Origin of the sequence: Micromonospora sp. CMU55-4 (assembly GCF_011602315.1) — a bacterium.
GTDB classification, from domain to species: domain Bacteria; phylum Actinomycetota; class Actinomycetes; order Mycobacteriales; family Micromonosporaceae; genus Micromonospora; species Micromonospora chalcea.
In genome coordinates this window covers 176,817-194,726 of sequence record NZ_JAAOLH010000001.1, presented here as the reverse complement: position 1 = coordinate 194,726, position 17,910 = coordinate 176,817, and the positions used below count along the sequence as shown (strand labels likewise).

Here is a 17,910-nt window from a genome sequence, read left to right as displayed (position 1 = left end):
TCGCAGCATGCGACGCCACGGCGGTGGGACGGAAGTACCCAATCGTCCCTATCTCGGCGATCTTTGGCGTTTCGTGGAAGTTCCACGTCAGGAACGGTCGGGCTGGCAGACCGGGCACCAGTAGGTGACCCGTTCGCCCAGCTCCTCCTTGCGGATGGCCGTCCCGCAGCGCCGGCACGGCTGGGCCCGGCGGCCGTAGACGTAGCTGGTCCCGCCCCGGCGCAGCACCCCGGTCGTGCTCTGCGTCCAGCGGCCCCGGTTCGCCGTGAGCAGCCGCTGCGCCAGCGCGACGGTGCCCGGCAGGTCCGGCACCGCGCCCACCGGCGTCCACGGGGACACCCCGCGCAGGAACAGCACCTCGCACTTGTAGAGGTTGCCCACCCCGGCGAGGTTGCGCTGGTCGAGCAGCGCCTCACCGATGGTGCGTTCCGGCTCGGCCGCGAGGCGGCGTACCGCCTCGTCGGCGTCCCAGTCCGGGCCGAGCAGGTCCGGGCCGAGGTGACCGACGAGCGACAGCTCCTCGGCCGTCGGCACCAGCGCCAGCTCGTGCAGGTGGTAGCCGACGGCGACCGCGCCGGGGGAGCGGAGCACCACGCGGATCAGGTGCGCCGGCCGCGCCGTCCAGCGCTCACCCGGGGTGTACGCGCGCCATGCGCCGTCCATCCGCAGGTGCGAGTGCAGCGTCCACTGCGCTGCGGTGGGCGCGGTGAGGCGCAGCAGCAGGTGTTTGCCCCGGCTGGCCGACTCGCGCACGGTCCAGCCGGTCAGGTCGGTGGCGGCGAGCTGCGGCACGCGGAAGTCGGACCCGGTGAGCCGGGCCCCGGCCAGCGCGCGATCCAGGACGCGCGCGGTGTTCCAGACGGTGTCGCCTTCGGGCACTCCGCCATTGTTCCCTACCGAACAGAATTCGCATGTGTCGCCATTTGTACTGAGGTTCCACTTGATCAGCGGAAACGCAACGATCAGGGGGTTCTGAGGAGAATGCTGATGGCTCATTCCGGACGTCGTATCGTCGTCGCCCTGACTGCCCTGCTCACCGTGGCCGCCGGACTGCCCGGCACGCCCGCGTCGGCCGCGCACCCGTCCACCGCCGTGCCGGCTCGCGCCGGCGCGCCCGACCCCGAACGCTGGTCCGTCGACCTCGCCGTCGCCGGTGGCGACGACGTCAACGTCGCCTGGCGTTCCGGCCGCCTCCGGCTGGCCGATCCCCGCCCCTCCGCCCGCACCCGCCCGGCCGCCGTGGGCGGTCCGGTCGCCGAGGGCATCCTGCTCTCCGCGCCGCGCGTCCTGGACCGGCCCGCCACCCGGGTACGCGCCCGGCTCACCGCCCGCACCGGCGACGGGGGTACGGCGGTGGCCCAGGTGCGCGGCTGGCGCGCCCGGGGCTGGACCGAGTGGCGCGACGCCGCCGAGGCCGTGTTCGACGAACCGGTCCGCCGGGTGCAGGCGCGCGTCGTGCTGACCACCCGGGACGCCGCCTCGGAGGCCACAGTCACCGGGCTGACGCTCGCCGCCGACTCGGCCGCCACCACGGCGGTCCAGCCGGCCGCCCCGCTCACCTACCGGGTGTACGCGACCCGGATCGGCCTGGTCGGCGGCACCACCGCGAACGGGCACACCGTACGCGCCCGGGACCACTTCGCGGCGCTGCCCAGCCGGCGCGGACTGTCCCCGCGTGGCACCGGCGACTACACGGTCAAGGTCTGCACCACCAGCGGAAGCCGCTGCGAGTACGCCCCGGTCTGGGACGTCGGCCCGTGGAACACCCGCGACGACTGGTGGAACCCGTCGTCGATCCGGGAGAACTGGAAGGACCTGCCGCGCGGGCGGCCCGAGGCCCAGGCGGCGTACCAGAGCAACTACAACGGCGGGCTGGACCAGTTCGGACGCACCGTGCGCAACCCGGCCGGGCTGGACCTGGCCGACGGGACGTTCTGGGACGGGCTGCGGCTCACCGACAACGCGTGGGTGGACGTGACGCTGCTGTGGACAGGTGGCGGGGCGCGAGCGATCGTCGGCTCCGGGCCGCTGAACCTGCGCGCCGGGGCGGGCACCTCGTACGCGAGCCGTGGCCTGGCCGCCACGTACGCCCAGGTGCCGGTGCAGTGCTACGTGACCGGGCAGAAGATCACCGGTACCTATCGCACCACGACGAGGTGGTACCGCCTGGTCGGCGGCACCTACGTCAGCCACGCGTACCTGTCCTCGATCTACGGCGGCACCGTCCCCCGCTGCTGACCCTGCCCTCTCGCCCCCTGACCCCCGTTGATCTTGCAGTTTCGGCCCTTTCGGTGGGGCATTTGTCCTCTGTGTCGGGGCGCCAACTGCAAGATCGCGGGGGTCAGGGGTGGGGGGTGGTGAGGGTGAGGAGGGCGCCGGGGGTGGTGTGGAGGGTTTCTGCGGCTCGGCCGGTGTTCACCGCTACGGCGACCAGGCCGGCGGAGTCGACGTAGACCACCAGGGCGCCGGGCGGAGCGTCGCCGAACGTGCGGCCGTGGACCGCCTCCCGGCCGTTCACCAGCAGCCGCCGCGGCAGGCCGTCGAGCAGCGTGCCCGGCGCGGCGAGCTGGACGTTGCCGAAGTGGTCGACGGTCAGCACCTCGGCGGTGAGGCTGCCCGGCTCGGCGCGGACCACCGGTTCCGGCAGCCGGACCAGCGTGCCCGGATCCACGGCCGGACCGGCCCCGGCCAGTGGCGCGCCCAGCGCCAGCCGCGCGGCCACCGGCGCGAACACGTCCCGCCCGTGGAACGTGCGGGAGACGGCCGGGCCGAGCCAGTCCGGGTTGGTCAGCTCCACCGCCGCGCTCACCCCGCCGAGCGCCTCGGCGGCCGGAAGCAGCAGCCCGTTGTCCGGCCCGACCAGCAGCCCGCCGGGCGCGGCCAGCGCGATGCCGCGCCGCGCGGTGCCGACACCCGGATCGACCACCGCCACGTGCACGCCCCACGGCAGGTACGGCACTGTCTGCGCGAGCACGGCCGCGCCCCGGCGTACGTCGGCCGGCGGCACCAGGTGCGTCACGTCGATCACCCGGACAGCCGGGGCGAGCCGGGCCAGCACCCCGTGGCACGCCGCCACGAACCCGTCGGCCAGCCCGTAGTCGGTGGTCAGCGAGACACAGCTCGGAACGTCGTCCGGCGTGGCGCGGCCCTGGCCCGCGGAGACCGGGCCGCTCATCGCCGCTCCGCCACGGTCAGGCGCCGGGCCAGGCGCAACTCGTCGTGCAGCGGGATGCCGTCCGCCCCGACCTCCGGGATCGTCGGCTTGACCGCGCGGGCCCGGTCGACAGCGCCCGCGTCCACAGCGACGATCCGCAGCCCCCGGCGCTGGTAGAAGCGCAGCGCGCCCAGGTTGTCGTTCGTCGTGACCAGCCAGATCCGGTCCGCCCCGGCGGCGGTGGCCGTCTCCTGCGCGGCGGCCAGCAGGGCGGTGCCCGCGCCGTTGCCCGGTGCCGCCGCGGCCAGGCTGACCACCTCCAGCCCGTCGGCGTCGACCCGGTACGCCAGCGCCCCGGCGAACCCGCCGGTCTCGTCCACCGCCACCAGCGCGGGCAGGTCACGCAGGTCGTAGCGGGTGTCGTGGACCACCACGATCGGCCCGCCCCACTCCCGTTCGTGCAACGCCGCCAGCGCCGCGCGGTCCTCGTCGCGCGCCTGGCGTACCCGGATCGAGGCCACCGGCACACCCTAACCGGGGCGGCCGGGCGGTCAGCCGCGCAGCCGCAGGCCGCGCGGGGTGGCGCGGAAACCGGCGGCGGTGAGCGCGTCGCGCAGCGGGGACGCGTGCACGGCCTCGCCGTCGGCGCGTTCCACCGAGATCGCGCCGAGCGCGCCGGAGTGCACCGCGTCGGCGAGCGCCTTGCCGGCCGCGCCGAGCGTGTCGGTGTCGTCGGTGAACGACAGGATCGTCCGGCCGCCCCGCTCGACGTAGAGCACCACGTCACCACCGACCAGGACGACCAGCGCGCCCGCCTTGCGCCCGGCCCGGTGCCCGGTGGCCGGTGCCGCGCCGTCCCCGGAGTCGACCACGCGCTCGGGCCAGGGCAGCGCCGCGCCGTACGGGTTCGCCGGATCGGTGGCGGCGAGCACCACCGCCGGGCCGCCCCGGCCCTGGCTGTCGTCGGCGAGCGCCCGGATCCGGTCGACCGCGCCGGGCACCGCGAACTGTGCCGCGCCCAGCCCTTCCACGAAGTAGCCGCGCCGGGCCGCCCCGCGTTCCTCCAGCGCGGACAGCACCGGGTAGACGGCGGCGAAACCACCGGTGACCTGTTCGGCCACGACCGCGCCCCGGGTCACCACGCCGTGCCGCTCCAGCAGCAGGTCGGCGAGCGCGGCGGCGCGCCGGGTGGGGTCGCTGTCGCGTTCGGGCAGCCGGGACCAGCGACCGGCCATTGTGGGCGGGCCGCCCCGGCTGGGCAGCGCCACCCGGCCGGGCCGGCGGTAGCGGGTGCGCGGCGCCGACGGCCGGGACCGGTGCGCCCCGCCCGCGCCGAGCGCGGCCCGCAACGGGGCGAGCGTGTCGTTCGTGAGGTGACCGGCCCACACCAGGTCCCACACCGCGCCGGACAGGGCGGCGTCGTCGGTGGCGCCGACCCGGTCGGAGAGCGACCGGAAGAACAGCGCCTGCCCGTCGGCGAGCGCGTCGAGCACTGATTCGTGCAGCGGGGTCAGCGTCAGCGCCTCGTCCGGCGGGGGGAGCAGCAGCGGGGCGACGTCGGCGTACGCGAGCGTCACCCACCCGTCGCCGCCGGAGATCGCGCCCGCGCCGGCCCACACCACCTCACCACTGGCGCACAGCTCGTCGAGCTGGGCGGGAGAGTAGTCGGCGACCCGGGCGGGCAGCACCAGGCGTTCCAGCGCGGACGCCGGCACGTTCACGCCCTGCAACTGTTCGAGTACGGCGGCGACCGCCTCGACGCCCCGGGCCGACGAGCCGACCTGCTGCCAGCGGGGCAGGAACGTGGCGAGCGCGCGCGGCGGCACCGGTTCGATCTCCCGGCGCAGGGCGGCCAGGGAGCGGCGGCGCAGCAGGCGCAGCACCTCCGCGTCGCACCACTGCGTGCCCACCGTGTCCGGGGCGAACTCGCCGGAGACCACCCGGCCGTTCGCCGAGAGCCGCCGCAGCGCCTGCTCCACCACGAACACGCCGAGCCCGAACCGGGCCGCGCAGGTGGCCGCCGCGAACGGGCCGTGCGTGCGGGCGTACCGGGCGACCAGGTCGGTGAGCGGATCGGCCACCGGCGCGAGGTACGCCTCGGCGACCCCGACGGGCAGCGCTACGCCGAGCGCGTCGCGCAGCCGGGCGGCGTCCTCGACCACTACCCAGCGGTCCTCGCCGGCGATCCGGACCCGCAGGACGCGCCGGGCCGCCGCCAGCTCGTCGGCCCAGGACTCCGGCACACCGCGCTCGGCCAGCTCGGCGCTGCTCAGGTCACCGACCACGCGCAGCAGCTCGACCACGTCCTCCGGGTCCCGGGGCCGACGCTGCTCGGTGCGCCAGCGCAGTTGGCGGGCGGTCTCGGCGAGCACCTCCGGGTCGAGCAGTTCCCGCAGGTCGACGCGGCCGAGAAGCTCGCCGAGCAGCCCGGAGTCGAGCGCCAGCGCGGCGGCCCGCCGCTCGGCCAGCGGGGCGTCGCCCTCGTAGAGGAACGCGCCGACGTACCCGAACAGCAGCGACCGCGCGAACGGCGACGGGCGCTCGGACTCCACCTCGACCAGGCGTACCTTGCGGGCAGCCAGGTCACGCATCAGCTCGCCGAGAGCGGGCTGGTCGAAGACGTCCTGGAGGCACTCGCGGGCGGCCTCCAGCGTGACCGGGAAGTCGGCGTACTCGCGGGCCACGTCGAGCAGTTGCGCGGCCCGCTGGCGTTGCTGCCACAGCGGCTGCCGCCGCCGGGGGTCACGGCGGGGCAGCAGCAGCGACCGGGCCGCGCACTCGCGGAACCGGGATGCGAACAGCGCGGACGTGCCCACCGACTCCTCGACCAGCTGGGCGATCTCGTCCGGCTCGAACACGACCACGTCGGCGCCGGGCGGCGTCTCGGCGGTGTCCGGCAGGCGCACCACGATGCCGTCGTCGGAGGGCATGACCTGGGCGTCCACGCCGTACCGCTCGGCCAGCCGGCGGCCGATCGCGAGCGCCCACGGCCCGTTGACGCGCGCGCCGAGCACCGAGTGCACGGCGAGCCGCCAGTCGCCCAGCTCGTCGCGGAACCGTTCGACCACCACCGTCCGGTCGTCCGGCAGCGACCGGGTGGCCGCCTTCTGCTCGCGCAGGTAGTTCATCAGGTTGCCGGCGGCCCAGTCGTCCAGCCCACCGGCGCGCAGCGCCGCCACCGCGTCGGCGTCGGACTGCCGCAGCAGCGCCCGGACCCGGGCGCCGATCGCCCGGCCCAGCTCGACCGGACGGCCGAGCTGGTCGCCCTTCCAGAACGGCATCCGGGCCGCCTGCCCCGGCGCGGGGGAGACGAGCACCCGGTCGGGCGTGATCTCCTCGATCCGCCAGGACGACGAGCCGAGCAGGAACACGTCACCCACCCGGGACTCGTAGACCATCTCCTCGTCCAGCTCACCCACCCGGGCGGCCCGCTCGGCGCCGGCCAGGAAGACCCCGAACAGGCCCCGGTCGGGGATGGTGCCGCCGCTGGTCACGGCGAGCCGCTGGGCGCCGGGCCGGCCGGTCAGCACGTCGGTGGCGCGGTCCCAGACCAGCCGCGGCCGCAGCTCGGCGAACGCGGTGGACGGGTAGCGCCCGGAGAGCATGTCGAGCACCGCGTGCAGCGCCGAGTCGGGCAGCTCCGCGAACGGCGCCGCCCGGCGGATCAGCACGGCCAGGTCGCCGAGCCGCCACGGCTCCAGCGCCACCATCGCGACGATCTGCTGGGCCAGCACGTCGAGCGGGTTGCGCGGGTAGTGCAGCTCCTCGATCGCCCCGGCGCCCATCCGCTCGGCCACCACCGTGCAGGAGAGCAGGTCGCCCCGGTGCTTGGGGAAGACGACGCCGCGCGAGACCGCGCCCACCTGGTGCCCGGCCCGCCCGACCCGTTGCAGCCCGGCGGCCACGCTCGGCGGCGCCTCGATCTGCACCACCAGGTCGACGGCGCCCATGTCGATGCCCAGCTCCAGGCTGGACGTGGCGACCACGGCGGGCAGGCGCCCGGACTTGAGCGCCTCCTCGATCTGCTTGCGCTCCTCCCGGGACACGCTGCCGTGGTGCGCCCGCGCGATCACCGCCGGCGCCCCGGTCGCCGCGCCGGACTGCGCCATCACCTCGGCCGGCTGCCGCGGCGCGCGCACCGGCCCCACCGGCCCGCCGAACGCCTCCGCCCCGCGCCGGGCCCGGCTCCCGTCGGCCGGCCCGCCGCCGGACATCGGGCCGAGCCCGTCGGCGTCGTCGAGCCCGGCCTCGTCGCCGGCCGGCGGGCCGTCGACGCCGGGCAGCAGATCGGATACGCGCACCGGCTCCCCGCCCCGGGCCACGCGGCTGCCATCCGGGGCGGACGCCGCCTCCAACTCCTCGGCGGCCAGCTCGTTGAGGCGGGCGCAGAGCCGTTCGGCGCTGCGCCGGGAGTTGGTGAACACGATCGTGGACCGGTGCGCGCGGATCAGCGAGAACACGCGTTCCTCGACGGCCGGCCAGATCGAGGGGCGGCGGGGGGCGAGGCCGCCGAGGTCGTCCTCCGGTGGCTCCTGCTCGTCGAGGCGGGTCATGTCCTCCACCGGGACCTGGACGCTCACCTCGATGGTCTTGTCGGCCGGCGGCTGCACCACGTCGACCGGGCGGGCACCGCCGAGGAAGCGGGCGCACACGTCGATCGGCCGGACCGTGGCGGAGAGCCCGATCCGCTGGGCGGGCCGCTCCAGCAGCGCGTCGAGGCGTTCCAGGGACAGCGCGAGGTGGGCGCCGCGCTTGGTGCCCGCGACCGCGTGCACCTCGTCCAGGATGACCGTGTCCACGCCGCGCAGCGATTCGCGGGCGGCGGAGGTGAGCAGCAGGAACAGGGACTCGGGCGTGGTGATGAGGATGTCCGGCGGGGTGCGGGCGAAGGCGCGGCGCTCGTCGGCCGGGGTGTCCCCGGTTCGCATGCCGACGGTGACGTCGGGCGGGGCCAGGCCGAGCCGGGCGGCGGCCTGGCGGATCCCGGTGAGCGGGGCGCGCAGGTTGCGTTCGACGTCGACGGCGAGCGCCTTGAGCGGGCTGACGTAGAGCACGCGGCAGCGTCGGCGGGGGTCGGCCGGCGGCGGTTCCTTGGCGAGCCGGTCCAGTGACCAGAGGAAGGCCGCGAGCGTCTTGCCGGAGCCGGTCGGCGCGACGACCAGGGCGTTGCGCCCGGCGGCCACCGAGTGCCAGGCGCCCTGCTGGGCCGGGGTGGGCGCGGCGAACGCCGCGGTGAACCACTCCCGGGTCGCCGCGCCGAACTCCTGGAGCACCCCGCCCGACCGGGTCACCTCGTCCGCCACGACCCCATCCTGCCGCGCCGGTGTGACATCCGGCCGCCTCGCCGGAGCGATCTGTCCCGGCGACGACGCTCAGGGAGGGAAATGGGTGGTTATTCCGTTAAGTCTTACTTAACTGGTTGCTTGTGCACTGCAACATAAAGTAACTTCACTCGCGATGCGGCGTGGGCTGGAGGCGTGGATGACCGTCGAGGAACGAGGCTTCGGGCCCGGCACCGACCTGCTCCTCCGTCAGGTCGACGGCCGGCTGGCCGCGCTCCGCGCCGGGTTGCGCGGTCCCGACCTCGAGCTGGCCGAGGAGCTGGCCCGGCGGCTGCGCGAGATGATCCTCGCCACCGCCCGTTCCAGTGCCGCCGACCGGGCGCGCGTGCGGGCCGCCGTGCACTACTTCGTCCAGCGCCGGGAGAGCCGCGACGCCCGGCTGCCGCTGCGGTCCCTCGCGGTCGCCCAGCGCGCCGTCGACCGGGCCGCCCGCCAGTTGGACTCCACCGCCCTGTCCTGACCGGCCCACCCGACCTGACCGGCGCCCGAACTCCGCGTTGATCAAGGAGTTCGTGTCACCGCACCAGCCTGCTCCGGACACAAACTCCTTGATCACCGCGAGAAGGCGGGTGGGGTGGTTGGGGGGAGATGGGTGGCTTTTGGGGAAAAGGGCGCGGTTGAGGTTGGTTGTGACGTCTGATCGGTTGTGTCCCAGCGTGTTCCGGCGCGCTGTCACCTCGACCGGGAGTACGCGTGCTCGTCCTGCTGATCGTGCACCTGGTGGCGGCGCTGCTCGCCCCGCTGCTGGTCCGCCGGTGGGGTCCGCGCGCCTGCCTGCTGCTCGCGCTCGCCCCGGCCGCCACCGCGGTCTGGGCGGCGGCCCACACCGGGGCGGTACGCGACGGCGGCGCGGTCGTCGAGACGTACCAGTGGATCCCGGAGCTGCAGTTCGACGTGGCGCTGCGGGTCACCACGCTGTCCTGGCTGATGCTGCTGCTGGTCGGTGGCGTCGGCGCGCTGGTGCTCGTCTACTCCGCCCGCTACTTCGAGCCCGGGTCGGTCGGGCTGGCCCGGTTCGCCGCCGTCATGGTCGCCTTCGCCGGGGCGATGCTCGGCCTCGTCGTCTCCGACGACCTGCTGCTGCTCTACGTCTTCTGGGAACTGACCACCGTCTTCTCGTACCTGCTGATCGGGCACAGCACCGAGCGCCGGTCCAGCCGGTGGGCGGCCGCGCAGGCGCTCACCGTGACCACGCTGGGCGGCCTGGCGATGCTCGTCGGGTTCCTGATGCTCGGTCACCACGCGGGCGGCTACCGCTGGTCGTCGGTGGCGTCCGCGCCGCTGCCCGGCGGCGGATACCTGGCGCTGGCGGTGCTGCTCGTCCTCGCCGGCGCGCTGGCGAAGTCGGCGGTGTTCCCGTTCAACGCCTGGCTGCCGGTGGCGATGGCCGCGCCGACACCGGTCAGCGCGTACCTGCACGCGGCGGCGATGGTGAAGGCCGGCATCTTCCTCATCGGACTGCTCGGCCCGGCGCTCGCCGCGGCCGGACCGTGGCGGCCGGTCACCGTCGTCGCCGGGCTGCTCTCGCTGGTCCTGGGCGGCTGGGCGGCGCTGCGGCAGACCGACCTGAAGCTGCTGCTGGCGTACGGCACGGTCAGCCAACTCGGACTGCTCGCCGTGCTGTTCGGGGCGGGCACCCCGAAGGCGGCGCTGGCCGGCGTGGCGATGCTGGCGGCGCACGCGCTGTTCAAGGCGGCGCTGTTCCTGGTCGTCGGCATCCTCGACCACGAGGCGGGCACCCGTGACCTGCGGGACCTGTCCGGGGTGGGCCGGGCCGCGCCGCTGCTGGCGATCGTCGCCACGCTCGCCGCCGCCTCGATGGCCGGCGTGCCGCCGCTGCTGGGGTTCGTGGCCAAGGAGTCGGTGCTCGCCGCGTTCACCGGCGACCCGTTCGTGCTCGCCGTGCTGGTGGCCGGCAGCGCGCTCACCGTCGCGTACAGCATCAGGTTCGTCTGGGGCGCGTTCGGGACCCGGCCCGGCGTCGCGGACACGGAGGTGGCCCGGCCACCGGCCGTGATGCTCGTACCCCCGGCGCTGCTCGCCGTGGCCGGGCTCGCCGCCGGTCCGGCCGCCGGGTGGCTGAGCGGCCTGTTCGAGCCGTACGCGGAGTTGTTCGGACCGGTCGAGGAGCATCTGGCGCTCTGGCACGGGCCGACCGCGGCGCTCGGCCTCTCCGCCCTCGTGCTGGCCGGCGGCGCGGCGCTGCACCTGGTCCGCGGCCCGCTCGCGCCCGCGCTGGCGCGGCTGCGCTCGCCGGTGAGCGGCAACCAGGGGTACGAGTGGGTGACGCACGGCTTCGACCGGCTCGCCATCGAGGTCACCGGCGCCACCCAGCGCGGCTCGCTGCCGCAGTACCTCGGTACGGTGCTGCTCGCGCTGGTGTTCGTGCCCGGCGGGGCGATGCTCGCCACCGCGCCGTGGCGGGTCGAGCTGGCGGTGTGGGACAACCCGGCCCAGCTCGTGGTCGCCGTGGTGATCGCGGTGGCCGCGCTGCTCGCGGTCGGCGCGCGTCGCCGGCTCACCGCGATGCTGCTGGTCGGGGTCACCGGCTACGGCACCGCGATGATGTTCGTCCTCTACGGCGCGCCGGACGTGGCGCTGACCCAGTTCCTGGTGGAGACCGCCACGATCGCCGTGTTCGTGCTGGTGCTGCGCCGGCTGCCGGAACGCTTCTCGGCCCGTCCGCTGCGCCGCAGCCGCTGGGTGCGGCGCGGCATCGGGATCGCCGCCGGCGTGGTGATGGCCGGCCTGGCGCTGACCGCGGCCGGCGCGCGCCGGGCGCCGTCGATCTCCGCCGACTTCCCCCAGCTCGCCCTCGTCGAGGGGTACGGCCGCAACGTCGTGAACGTGACCCTGGTGGACATCCGGGCCTGGGACACCATGGGGGAGATCTCGGTGCTCGTGGTGACCGCGACCGGTGTGGCCAGCCTGATCTACGAGCGTTCCCGCACCGGGCCGCGTCCGCGCCGCCCGCGGCCGGTCGCGATGCGCGCCGGTGACCGGCGCACGGTGTGGCTGCGCGGCGGGCAGACGCTGCCGGAGCGGCGGCGCTCGATCGTGTTCGAGGTGGTCACCCGGCTGATCTTCCACACCGTACTGATCTTCTCGCTGTTCCTGCTCTTCTCCGGGCACAACGCCCCCGGTGGCGGTTTCGCCGGCGGCCTGGTGGCGGGCCTCGCGCTGGCCCTGCGCTATCTGGCCGGCGGCCGGTACGAGCTGGCCGAGGCGGCGCCGGTCGGGGCCGGCACCGTGCTCGGCGCGGGTCTGGGCATCTCGGTCGGCAGCGGGGTGCTCGGGCTGGCGCTGACCGGCGACGTGCTGCAGAGCGTCAAGGTCGGCCTGTGGCTGCCGGTGATCGGCGACTTCTACCTGGTCACGTCGCTCTTCTTCGACATCGGCGTCTACCTGGTGGTGGTCGGGCTGGTGCTGGACATCCTGCGCAGCCTGGGCGCCGAGGTGGACCGGCACGTGGAGGCCGCCGGTGAGGCGGGACGCGGGTTGATCGTCCAGCGGGACGGCCCGACATGACCAGGGGCGCGGCCGGTCCGACGCTGGTGCTGGTGCTGGCGGTCGGGGTGCTCGTCGCCGCCGGTGTCACGTTGCTGCTGGAACGCAGCCTGACCCGGATCCTGCTCGGCATCATCCTGCTCGGCAACGGCGTGAACCTGCTCATCCTGCTCGGCGGGCGAGCCGGCGCCGCACCGTTCGTGGGCTCCTCCCCGCAGGGTGAGATGAGCGACGCGCTGCCCCAGGCCATGGTGCTCACCGCAGTGGTGATCACGTTCGGGCTGACCGCGTTCCTGCTCGCCGTCGCGTACCGCAGCTGGTACACCAGCGGCGACGACGAGGTGCAGGACGACCTGGAGGACCGGCAGATCGTCCGGCTCGCCGAGAGCAACGAGGTGTCGACCGCGGACCACGGCGGCGAGGGCCCGGACGACGACCCGGAGCAGGTGGACCCGGAACCAGCCCGCCGGCGGCTGCGCCGGGACGGTGAGACATGAGCGGGCTCGTGCCGCTGCCGGTGGTGGTGCCGCTGCTCGGCGCGGCGCTCACCCTCCTGCTGTCCGGGCGGCCCCGCCTGCAGCGGTCGATAAGCGTGCTCTGCCTGTCCAGCGTCCTGGTGGTGGCGGCGGTGCTGCTGGTCGAGGCGTACCGGTTCGGGCCGGTGGTGGTGCAGGTGGGCGGCTGGCCGGCGCCGGTGGGCATCGTGCTGGTGGCCGACCAGCTGGCGGCGCTGATGGTGCTGGTCTCCTCAGCGGTGACCTTGTGCGTGCTGCTCTACTCGATCGGCCAGGGCCGGGGGGAGACCAGCGAGACCGCGCCGGTGAGCATCTACCACCCCACGTACCTGGTGCTCACCGCGGGCGTGACGAACGCCTTCCTGGCCGGGGACCTGTTCAACCTCTTCGTCGGCTTCGAGATCCTGCTCGCGGCGAGCTTCGTGCTGATCACGCTGGGCGGCACCGAGGTGCGGCTGCGCACCGGCTCGACGTACGTGGTGGTCAGCATCCTGTCGTCGCTGCTGTTCCTGTCCGCGGTGGGGCTGGTGTACGCGGCCACCGGCACGCTGAACATGGCGCAGCTCGCCGGCCGGCTGGACGCGCTGCCGTCGGGCGTACGCCTGACGCTGCAACTGATGCTGCTGCTCGCGTTCGGGATCAAGGCGGCGGTGTTCCCGCTGTCGGCGTGGTTGCCGGACAGCTACCCGACCGCGCCCGCGCCGGTGACCGCTGTCTTCGCCGGCCTGCTCACCAAGGTCGGCGTGTACGCGATCATCCGCACCGAGACGCTGCTGTTCCCCGGCGGCCAGGTCGCCGGCCTGCTGATGGTGGTGGCCGGCCTGACCATGGTGGTCGGCATCCTCGGCGCGGTGGCCCAGTCGGACCTGAAGCGGCTGCTGTCGTTCACGCTGGTCAGCCACATCGGTTACATGATCTTCGGGGTGGCGCTGAGCAGCGTCGCCGGCCTGTCCGGGGCGATCTTCTACGTGGTGCACCACATCACCATCCAGACCACGCTGTTCCTGGTCGCCGGCCTGGTCGAGGAGCGGGCGGGCAGCACCGACCTGCGCCGTATCGGCGGGCTGGCGCGGGTCGCCCCGATGCTCGGCGTGCTCTTCTTCGTCCCGGCGATGAACCTGGCGGGCATCCCGCCGTTCTCCGGCTTCCTCGGCAAGCTGGGTCTGCTCCAGGCCGGCGTGGCGGCGGGCGGGACGCTGCCCGCCGTGCTGGTCGGGGCCGGCACGCTGACCAGCCTGCTCACGCTCTACGCGGCCTCCCGGGTGTGGAACATCGCGTTCTGGCGGGCGCCCCGGCTGGCCTCCACCACCGTGCCGGCCCGGCTGCCCGGCCTGATGGTCGGCGCCACCACCGCCCTGGTCGCGCTCGGCGTGCTGTTCACGCTGGCGGCCGGGCCGCTGTTCCAGGTCACCTCGAACGCGGCCACCGACCTGCGCGAACGCACCCCGTACGTGCGGGCGGTCCTGCCCCGGGACGTGCCATGACCGACGACCTGCCCCCGGGCGGGGGCGCGACCGGGGAGCCGACGGGCGTACCCCGGGCCGCGCCCGAGCCCGACGCGCCGATTCAGGTGGTGGGCCGGGGTGGGCGGCGCCGCGACCAGGCGCTCGCGCTCGGCTGGCTGGTCGCCGCGTGGCTGCTGCTGTGGGGCGACGTGTCAGTGGGCAACCTCATCGCCGGGCTGGTGGTCGGCGCGGCCGTGCTGCTGTTCTTCCCGCTGCCGCCGGTCACGTTCGGCGGCCGGTTCCGCCCCCGCGCGCTGCTGGTCTTCCTGATCACCTTCATCGCGGAGCTGGTGAGCGCCAGCCTGCACGTCGCCGCCGTGGCGCTGCGCTTCGGTTACCGCCCGCGCGGCGCCATCATCGCGGTGCCGCTGCGCGTGCGTACCGACCTCAACCTGGCGCTCACCGCCGAGGTGATCTCGCTGGTGCCGGGCACGCTGATCATCGACGTCGACCGGGCCGCGGGCGTGCTCTACGTGCACGTGCTCGACGTGCGCGGCCCCGAGGACATCACCGGCAGCCGCGAGCGTGTGCTCGCCGTCGAACGGCGCATCGTCCGCGCCATCGGATCTCCCGCCGAGGTACGCCGGCTCGACCTCGAACCCGCCGAACGGAGGAACCACCCGTGACAGTCCTGCTCGCCGTCGCGCTCACCGTGCTGCTCTCGGCCACCGCGCTGCTCGCCCTGGCCCGCATCTACCGCGGCCCGTCCCTGCTCGACCGGGTCGTCGGCGCCGACCTGCTGCTGACGGCGATGCTCGCCGCGGTGGGGGCGGAGGCCGCCGTGAACCGGCATGCCACCACGCTGCCCGTGCTCGTGGTGCTCTCCCTGCTCGGCTTCATCGGTTCGGTGTCGCTGGTGCGCTTCGCGGTCCGGGGTGAATCGTGAGCGTCGCTGCCGTCGCGGACTGGGCGGGTGGAGCGCTGCTGCTGGCCGGGGCGGTGCTGGGGCTGATCGCCGGCATCGGGCTGGTCCGCTTCCCGGACGTGCTGGACCGGATGCACACGGCCACCAAGCCGCAGGTGCTGGGCGTCCTGCTGCTGCTGGCCGGGCTGGCGCTGCGTCTGCGTACCCCCTCGGACCTGGGCATGCTGGTCCTGGTGGCGATCTTCCAGCTCTCCACCGCGCCGGTGGCGGCGCAGATGATCGGCCGGGCGGCCTACCGGTCCGGCCGGGTCGACCGGAGCCTGCTGGACGTGGACGAGCTCGCCGGGCGGTGAACCGGACGTGGGGGAGGGTTCCCGGCACCCTCAGCGGACGTCCAGCCGGTACCGATAAAATGGGCCGCATGATCGACTCTCCTGCCCCGGAGGGCAGCAGTAGCCGGCCGGGTCATACCCGGCGAATTCCCTCCCCGACGACCCCGGGAGCACTGAACCTCCCGTGCTGATCCTCGTCGGTCTCCTTCTCATCATCGTGCTCACCGCCGCCACCGGTTACTTCGTGGCCCAGGAGTTCGGTTACGTCGCCGTGGACCGGGGCAAGCTCAAGCAGCTCGCCGACGGTGGCGATCGTGCCGCGGCCCGGGCCCTGGAGGTCACCGCGCGGCTCTCGTTCATGCTGTCCGGCGCCCAACTGGGCATCACCGTGACCGCCCTGCTCGTCGGTTACGTCGCCGAGCCGTTCCTCGGCGCCGGGCTGGCCGACCTGCTCGGCCTCACCGGCATCTCCAGCGCGGTGGCGTTGCCGCTGTCGGTGGCGCTGGCCCTGGTCATCGCCACAGTGGTGCAGATGGTCCTGGGTGAGCTGGCCCCGAAGAACCTGGCCATCGCCCGCGCCGAGCCGCTGGCCCGGGCGCTGTCCCGGTCCACCCTGATGTACCTGAAGATCGCCGGCCCGCTGATCACGCTCTTCGACCGGGCCGCGGTACGGCTGCTCCGCCGCATCGGCATCGAGCCGATCGAGGAGCTGCCCAGCGGCGCCACCCCGCAGGACCTGGAGCAGATCATCGCCGAGTCTCGGGAGGAGGGGCACCTCGACGCCGAGATGTCCGACCTGCTGGACCGGGGCCTGGACTTCCGGGAGCTGACCGCTGGCGAGGCGATGGTGCCCCGCGTCGACGTGCACACCGTGCGGGCCGACGAGCCGGTCAGCCGCATCGTCGAGCTGCTGGACACCGGCCACTCCCGGTTCCCGGTGCGCGGCGCCGAGGGCGTCGACGACCTGATCGGCGTGGTCGGCATCGCCGACGTGCTCGGGGTGCCCCCGGCGCAGCGCGCGACCACCCGGGTCGACGCGGTGGCCGTACCCCCGTTGCTCGTGCCCGAGACGCTGCCGCTGCCGACGGTGCTCGACCGGCTGCGGTCCGGGCACCGGCAGCTCGCCTGCGTGGTCGACGAGTACGGCGGCTTCGCCGGCGTGATCACGCTGGAGGACCTGGCCGAGGAGCTGGTCGGGCCGATCCGCGACGAGGACGACCCGCCGGACCGGGCCGCGGCGCGGCAGGAGGACGGCTCCTGGGTCGTCCCGGCGCGCTGGCGCATCGACGAGGTCGCCGACAGCACCGGCATCGAGCTGCCCGAGGCGCCCGAGTACGACACGCTCTCCGGTCTGGTGATGCGGGAGCTGGGCCGGGTGCCCGAGGTCGGTGACCGGCTGGAGATCCCGGTCGCCGCCGACGGCGACGAGCCGGCCTCCGGCCCGCGGGTGCTGGTCGAGGTGCTCGCCGTGGACCGGCACGTGGCCGACTCGGTACGGCTGAGGTCCACCGCCGACGTGTCCGGGGAGGGTGCGGCATGACCCCCGGGTTCGCGTTGTTCTTCTCCGTGGTGCTGCTCGCGCTCAACGGATTCTTCGTGGCCGCCGAGTTCGCGCTCGTCGCGGCCAAGCGGTACCGGCTGGAGCAGTCGGCCGCCGGTGGCGGCCGGGCCGCCCGCGCGGCGCTCGACGGCGTCCGCGAGCTGAGCCTCATGCTGGCCGGCGCGCAGCTCGGCATCACGCTGTGCACGCTGGGCCTGGGCGCGCTGGCCGAACCGGCCATCGAACGGCTGATCAGCCCGCTGCTGCACGCGGTCGGCCTGCCCACCGCGGCCAGTCACGTGGTGGCGCTGGTGTTCGCGCTGTCCCTGGTGACGTTCCTGCACCTGGTGGTCGGCGAGATGGCCCCGAAGTCGTGGGCGATCACCGACGCCGAGCGCTCGGCGACGCTGCTGGCGCTGCCGTTCCGGGCCTTCGCCCGGATCGTCCGGCCGGTGCTCTCCGTGCTCAACGGGCTCGCCAACGCGATGCTGCGGCTGTTCGGCGTGCAGCAGCAGGACCAGCTCGCCCAGGTGCACGGCCCGGACGAGCTGCGCATCCTGCTGGAGCAGTCCCGGGAGCACGGGCTGCTCGGCGCCGAGCAGCACCAGTTGCTCAGCAGCATGCTGGAGCTTCAGGGCACCACTGTGGCGCAGGTGATGGAGCCGTTCGACCGGATCGTCACGGTGGGCCGCGACGAGACCGCCGAGCGGATCGAGCACGTCTCCCGCGACAGCGGCCGGTCCCGGCTCGCCGTGGTCGACGCCGGTGGCGAGGTGTGCGGCCTGGTGCACGTACGCGAGGCGGTGCGTGCCGTCACCACCGGCCGCCCGGCGACCGCGGACGAGCTGATGACCAACGCCTTCACGCTGCCGGCCGAGGCGTCGGTGACCGAGGCGGTGGCCGCCATGCGGGCGCAGCAGGCGCAGCTCGCGCTGGTGAGCAACGGTGGCGGGCCGACCCGGCCGATCGGGTTCGTCGCGCTGGAGGACCTCCTGGAGGAGGTCATCGGCGAGTTCGACGACGAGACCGACCCGGTGCCGCGAGGCCGCCGGATGCGCTGACCGTCATGATCCGTACCGGCCCGGCGAGGTGGGAGACCACCTCGCCGGGCCGGCGTCCGTTGCGGCGTCTGGCACCCGGCGTCCGGCGT

The 17,910-nt window shown here is 74.5% G+C and carries 14 protein-coding genes; 10 read left to right on the top strand and 4 right to left on the bottom strand.

Annotated features, from left to right (window positions below; translation table 11 throughout):
- Positions 1–87: 87 nt before the first annotated feature.
- Positions 88–879 (bottom strand): Fpg/Nei family DNA glycosylase, encoded by a 792-nt coding sequence (locus HA073_RS00885; protein ID WP_166455491.1) that lies wholly within the window; start codon positions 877–879, stop codon positions 88–90.
- A gap of 108 nt (positions 880–987) precedes the next feature.
- On the opposite strand from HA073_RS00885, the gene HA073_RS00880 reads away from it, so the two are divergent.
- Positions 988–2,238, top strand: coding sequence for a hypothetical protein (locus HA073_RS00880; RefSeq protein ID WP_166455490.1), 1,251 nt, complete (start codon positions 988–990; stop codon positions 2,236–2,238).
- Positions 2,239–2,341: 103 nt separating this feature from the next.
- Here HA073_RS00880 and HA073_RS00875 read toward each other — a convergent pair whose 3' ends face one another.
- The 3 genes from HA073_RS00875 to HA073_RS00865 are packed head-to-tail and all read right to left on the bottom strand — an operon-like array spanning position 2,342 to position 8,457.
- Positions 2,342–3,175 carry an S-adenosyl-l-methionine hydroxide adenosyltransferase family protein gene (locus tag HA073_RS00875; RefSeq protein WP_166455489.1) on the bottom strand — a complete coding sequence of 278 codons (834 nt, stop codon included), beginning with the start codon at positions 3,173–3,175 and terminating at the stop codon, positions 2,342–2,344.
- Positions 3,172–3,675: a GNAT family N-acetyltransferase gene (locus HA073_RS00870; RefSeq protein ID WP_104112925.1), complete on the bottom strand. Its 504-nt coding sequence runs from the start codon at positions 3,673–3,675 to the stop codon at positions 3,172–3,174. Before HA073_RS00870 ends, HA073_RS00875 begins: the two co-directional genes overlap by 4 nt.
- Positions 3,676–3,705: 30 nt before the next feature.
- A complete protein-coding gene (locus HA073_RS00865) occupies positions 3,706–8,457 on the bottom strand; it encodes a DEAD/DEAH box helicase (RefSeq protein ID WP_166455488.1) in 4,752 nt (1,583 codons plus the stop codon).
- Positions 8,458–8,635: 178 nt separating this feature from the next.
- Between HA073_RS00865 and HA073_RS00860 the strand changes: the two genes are divergently transcribed.
- From HA073_RS00860 to HA073_RS00820, 9 genes are all read left to right on the top strand, one after another.
- The gene (locus HA073_RS00860; protein WP_030504176.1) at positions 8,636–8,956 is read left to right on the top strand and encodes a hypothetical protein; all 321 of its coding nucleotides are present in this window, start codon (positions 8,636–8,638) and stop codon (positions 8,954–8,956) included.
- Between the two features lie 233 nt (positions 8,957–9,189).
- Positions 9,190–12,024 (top strand): Na+/H+ antiporter subunit A, encoded by a 2,835-nt coding sequence (locus HA073_RS00855; RefSeq protein WP_166455487.1) that lies wholly within the window; start codon positions 9,190–9,192, stop codon positions 12,022–12,024.
- Positions 12,021–12,500: a Na(+)/H(+) antiporter subunit C gene (locus HA073_RS00850; RefSeq protein WP_043325764.1), complete on the top strand. Its 480-nt coding sequence runs from the start codon at positions 12,021–12,023 to the stop codon at positions 12,498–12,500. The genes HA073_RS00855 and HA073_RS00850 overlap by 4 nt, the downstream gene beginning before the upstream one ends.
- Entirely contained in the window at positions 12,497–14,002 is a 1,506-nt protein-coding gene (locus HA073_RS00845) for a Na+/H+ antiporter subunit D (protein ID WP_064447103.1), read from the top strand. The genes HA073_RS00850 and HA073_RS00845 overlap by 4 nt, the downstream gene beginning before the upstream one ends.
- The gene (locus HA073_RS00840) at positions 13,999–14,649 is read left to right on the top strand and encodes a Na+/H+ antiporter subunit E (protein ID WP_064447104.1); all 651 of its coding nucleotides are present in this window, start codon (positions 13,999–14,001) and stop codon (positions 14,647–14,649) included. The genes HA073_RS00845 and HA073_RS00840 overlap by 4 nt, the downstream gene beginning before the upstream one ends.
- Positions 14,646–14,909, top strand: a complete 264-nt coding sequence (locus tag HA073_RS00835; RefSeq protein ID WP_043325758.1) for a monovalent cation/H+ antiporter complex subunit F — start codon at positions 14,646–14,648, stop codon at positions 14,907–14,909. The genes HA073_RS00840 and HA073_RS00835 overlap by 4 nt, the downstream gene beginning before the upstream one ends.
- On the top strand, positions 14,906–15,241 hold the full coding sequence (mnhG, locus tag HA073_RS00830; protein ID WP_166455486.1) for a monovalent cation/H(+) antiporter subunit G: 336 nt from the start codon (positions 14,906–14,908) through the stop codon (positions 15,239–15,241). The genes HA073_RS00835 and mnhG overlap by 4 nt, the downstream gene beginning before the upstream one ends.
- Before the next feature lie 163 nt (positions 15,242–15,404).
- Positions 15,405–16,760, top strand: a complete 1,356-nt coding sequence (locus HA073_RS00825) for a hemolysin family protein (RefSeq protein WP_043325755.1) — start codon at positions 15,405–15,407, stop codon at positions 16,758–16,760.
- On the top strand, positions 16,757–17,821 hold the full coding sequence (locus tag HA073_RS00820) for a hemolysin family protein (protein WP_043325753.1): 1,065 nt from the start codon (positions 16,757–16,759) through the stop codon (positions 17,819–17,821). The genes HA073_RS00825 and HA073_RS00820 overlap by 4 nt, the downstream gene beginning before the upstream one ends.
- Positions 17,822–17,910 lie beyond the last annotated feature (89 nt).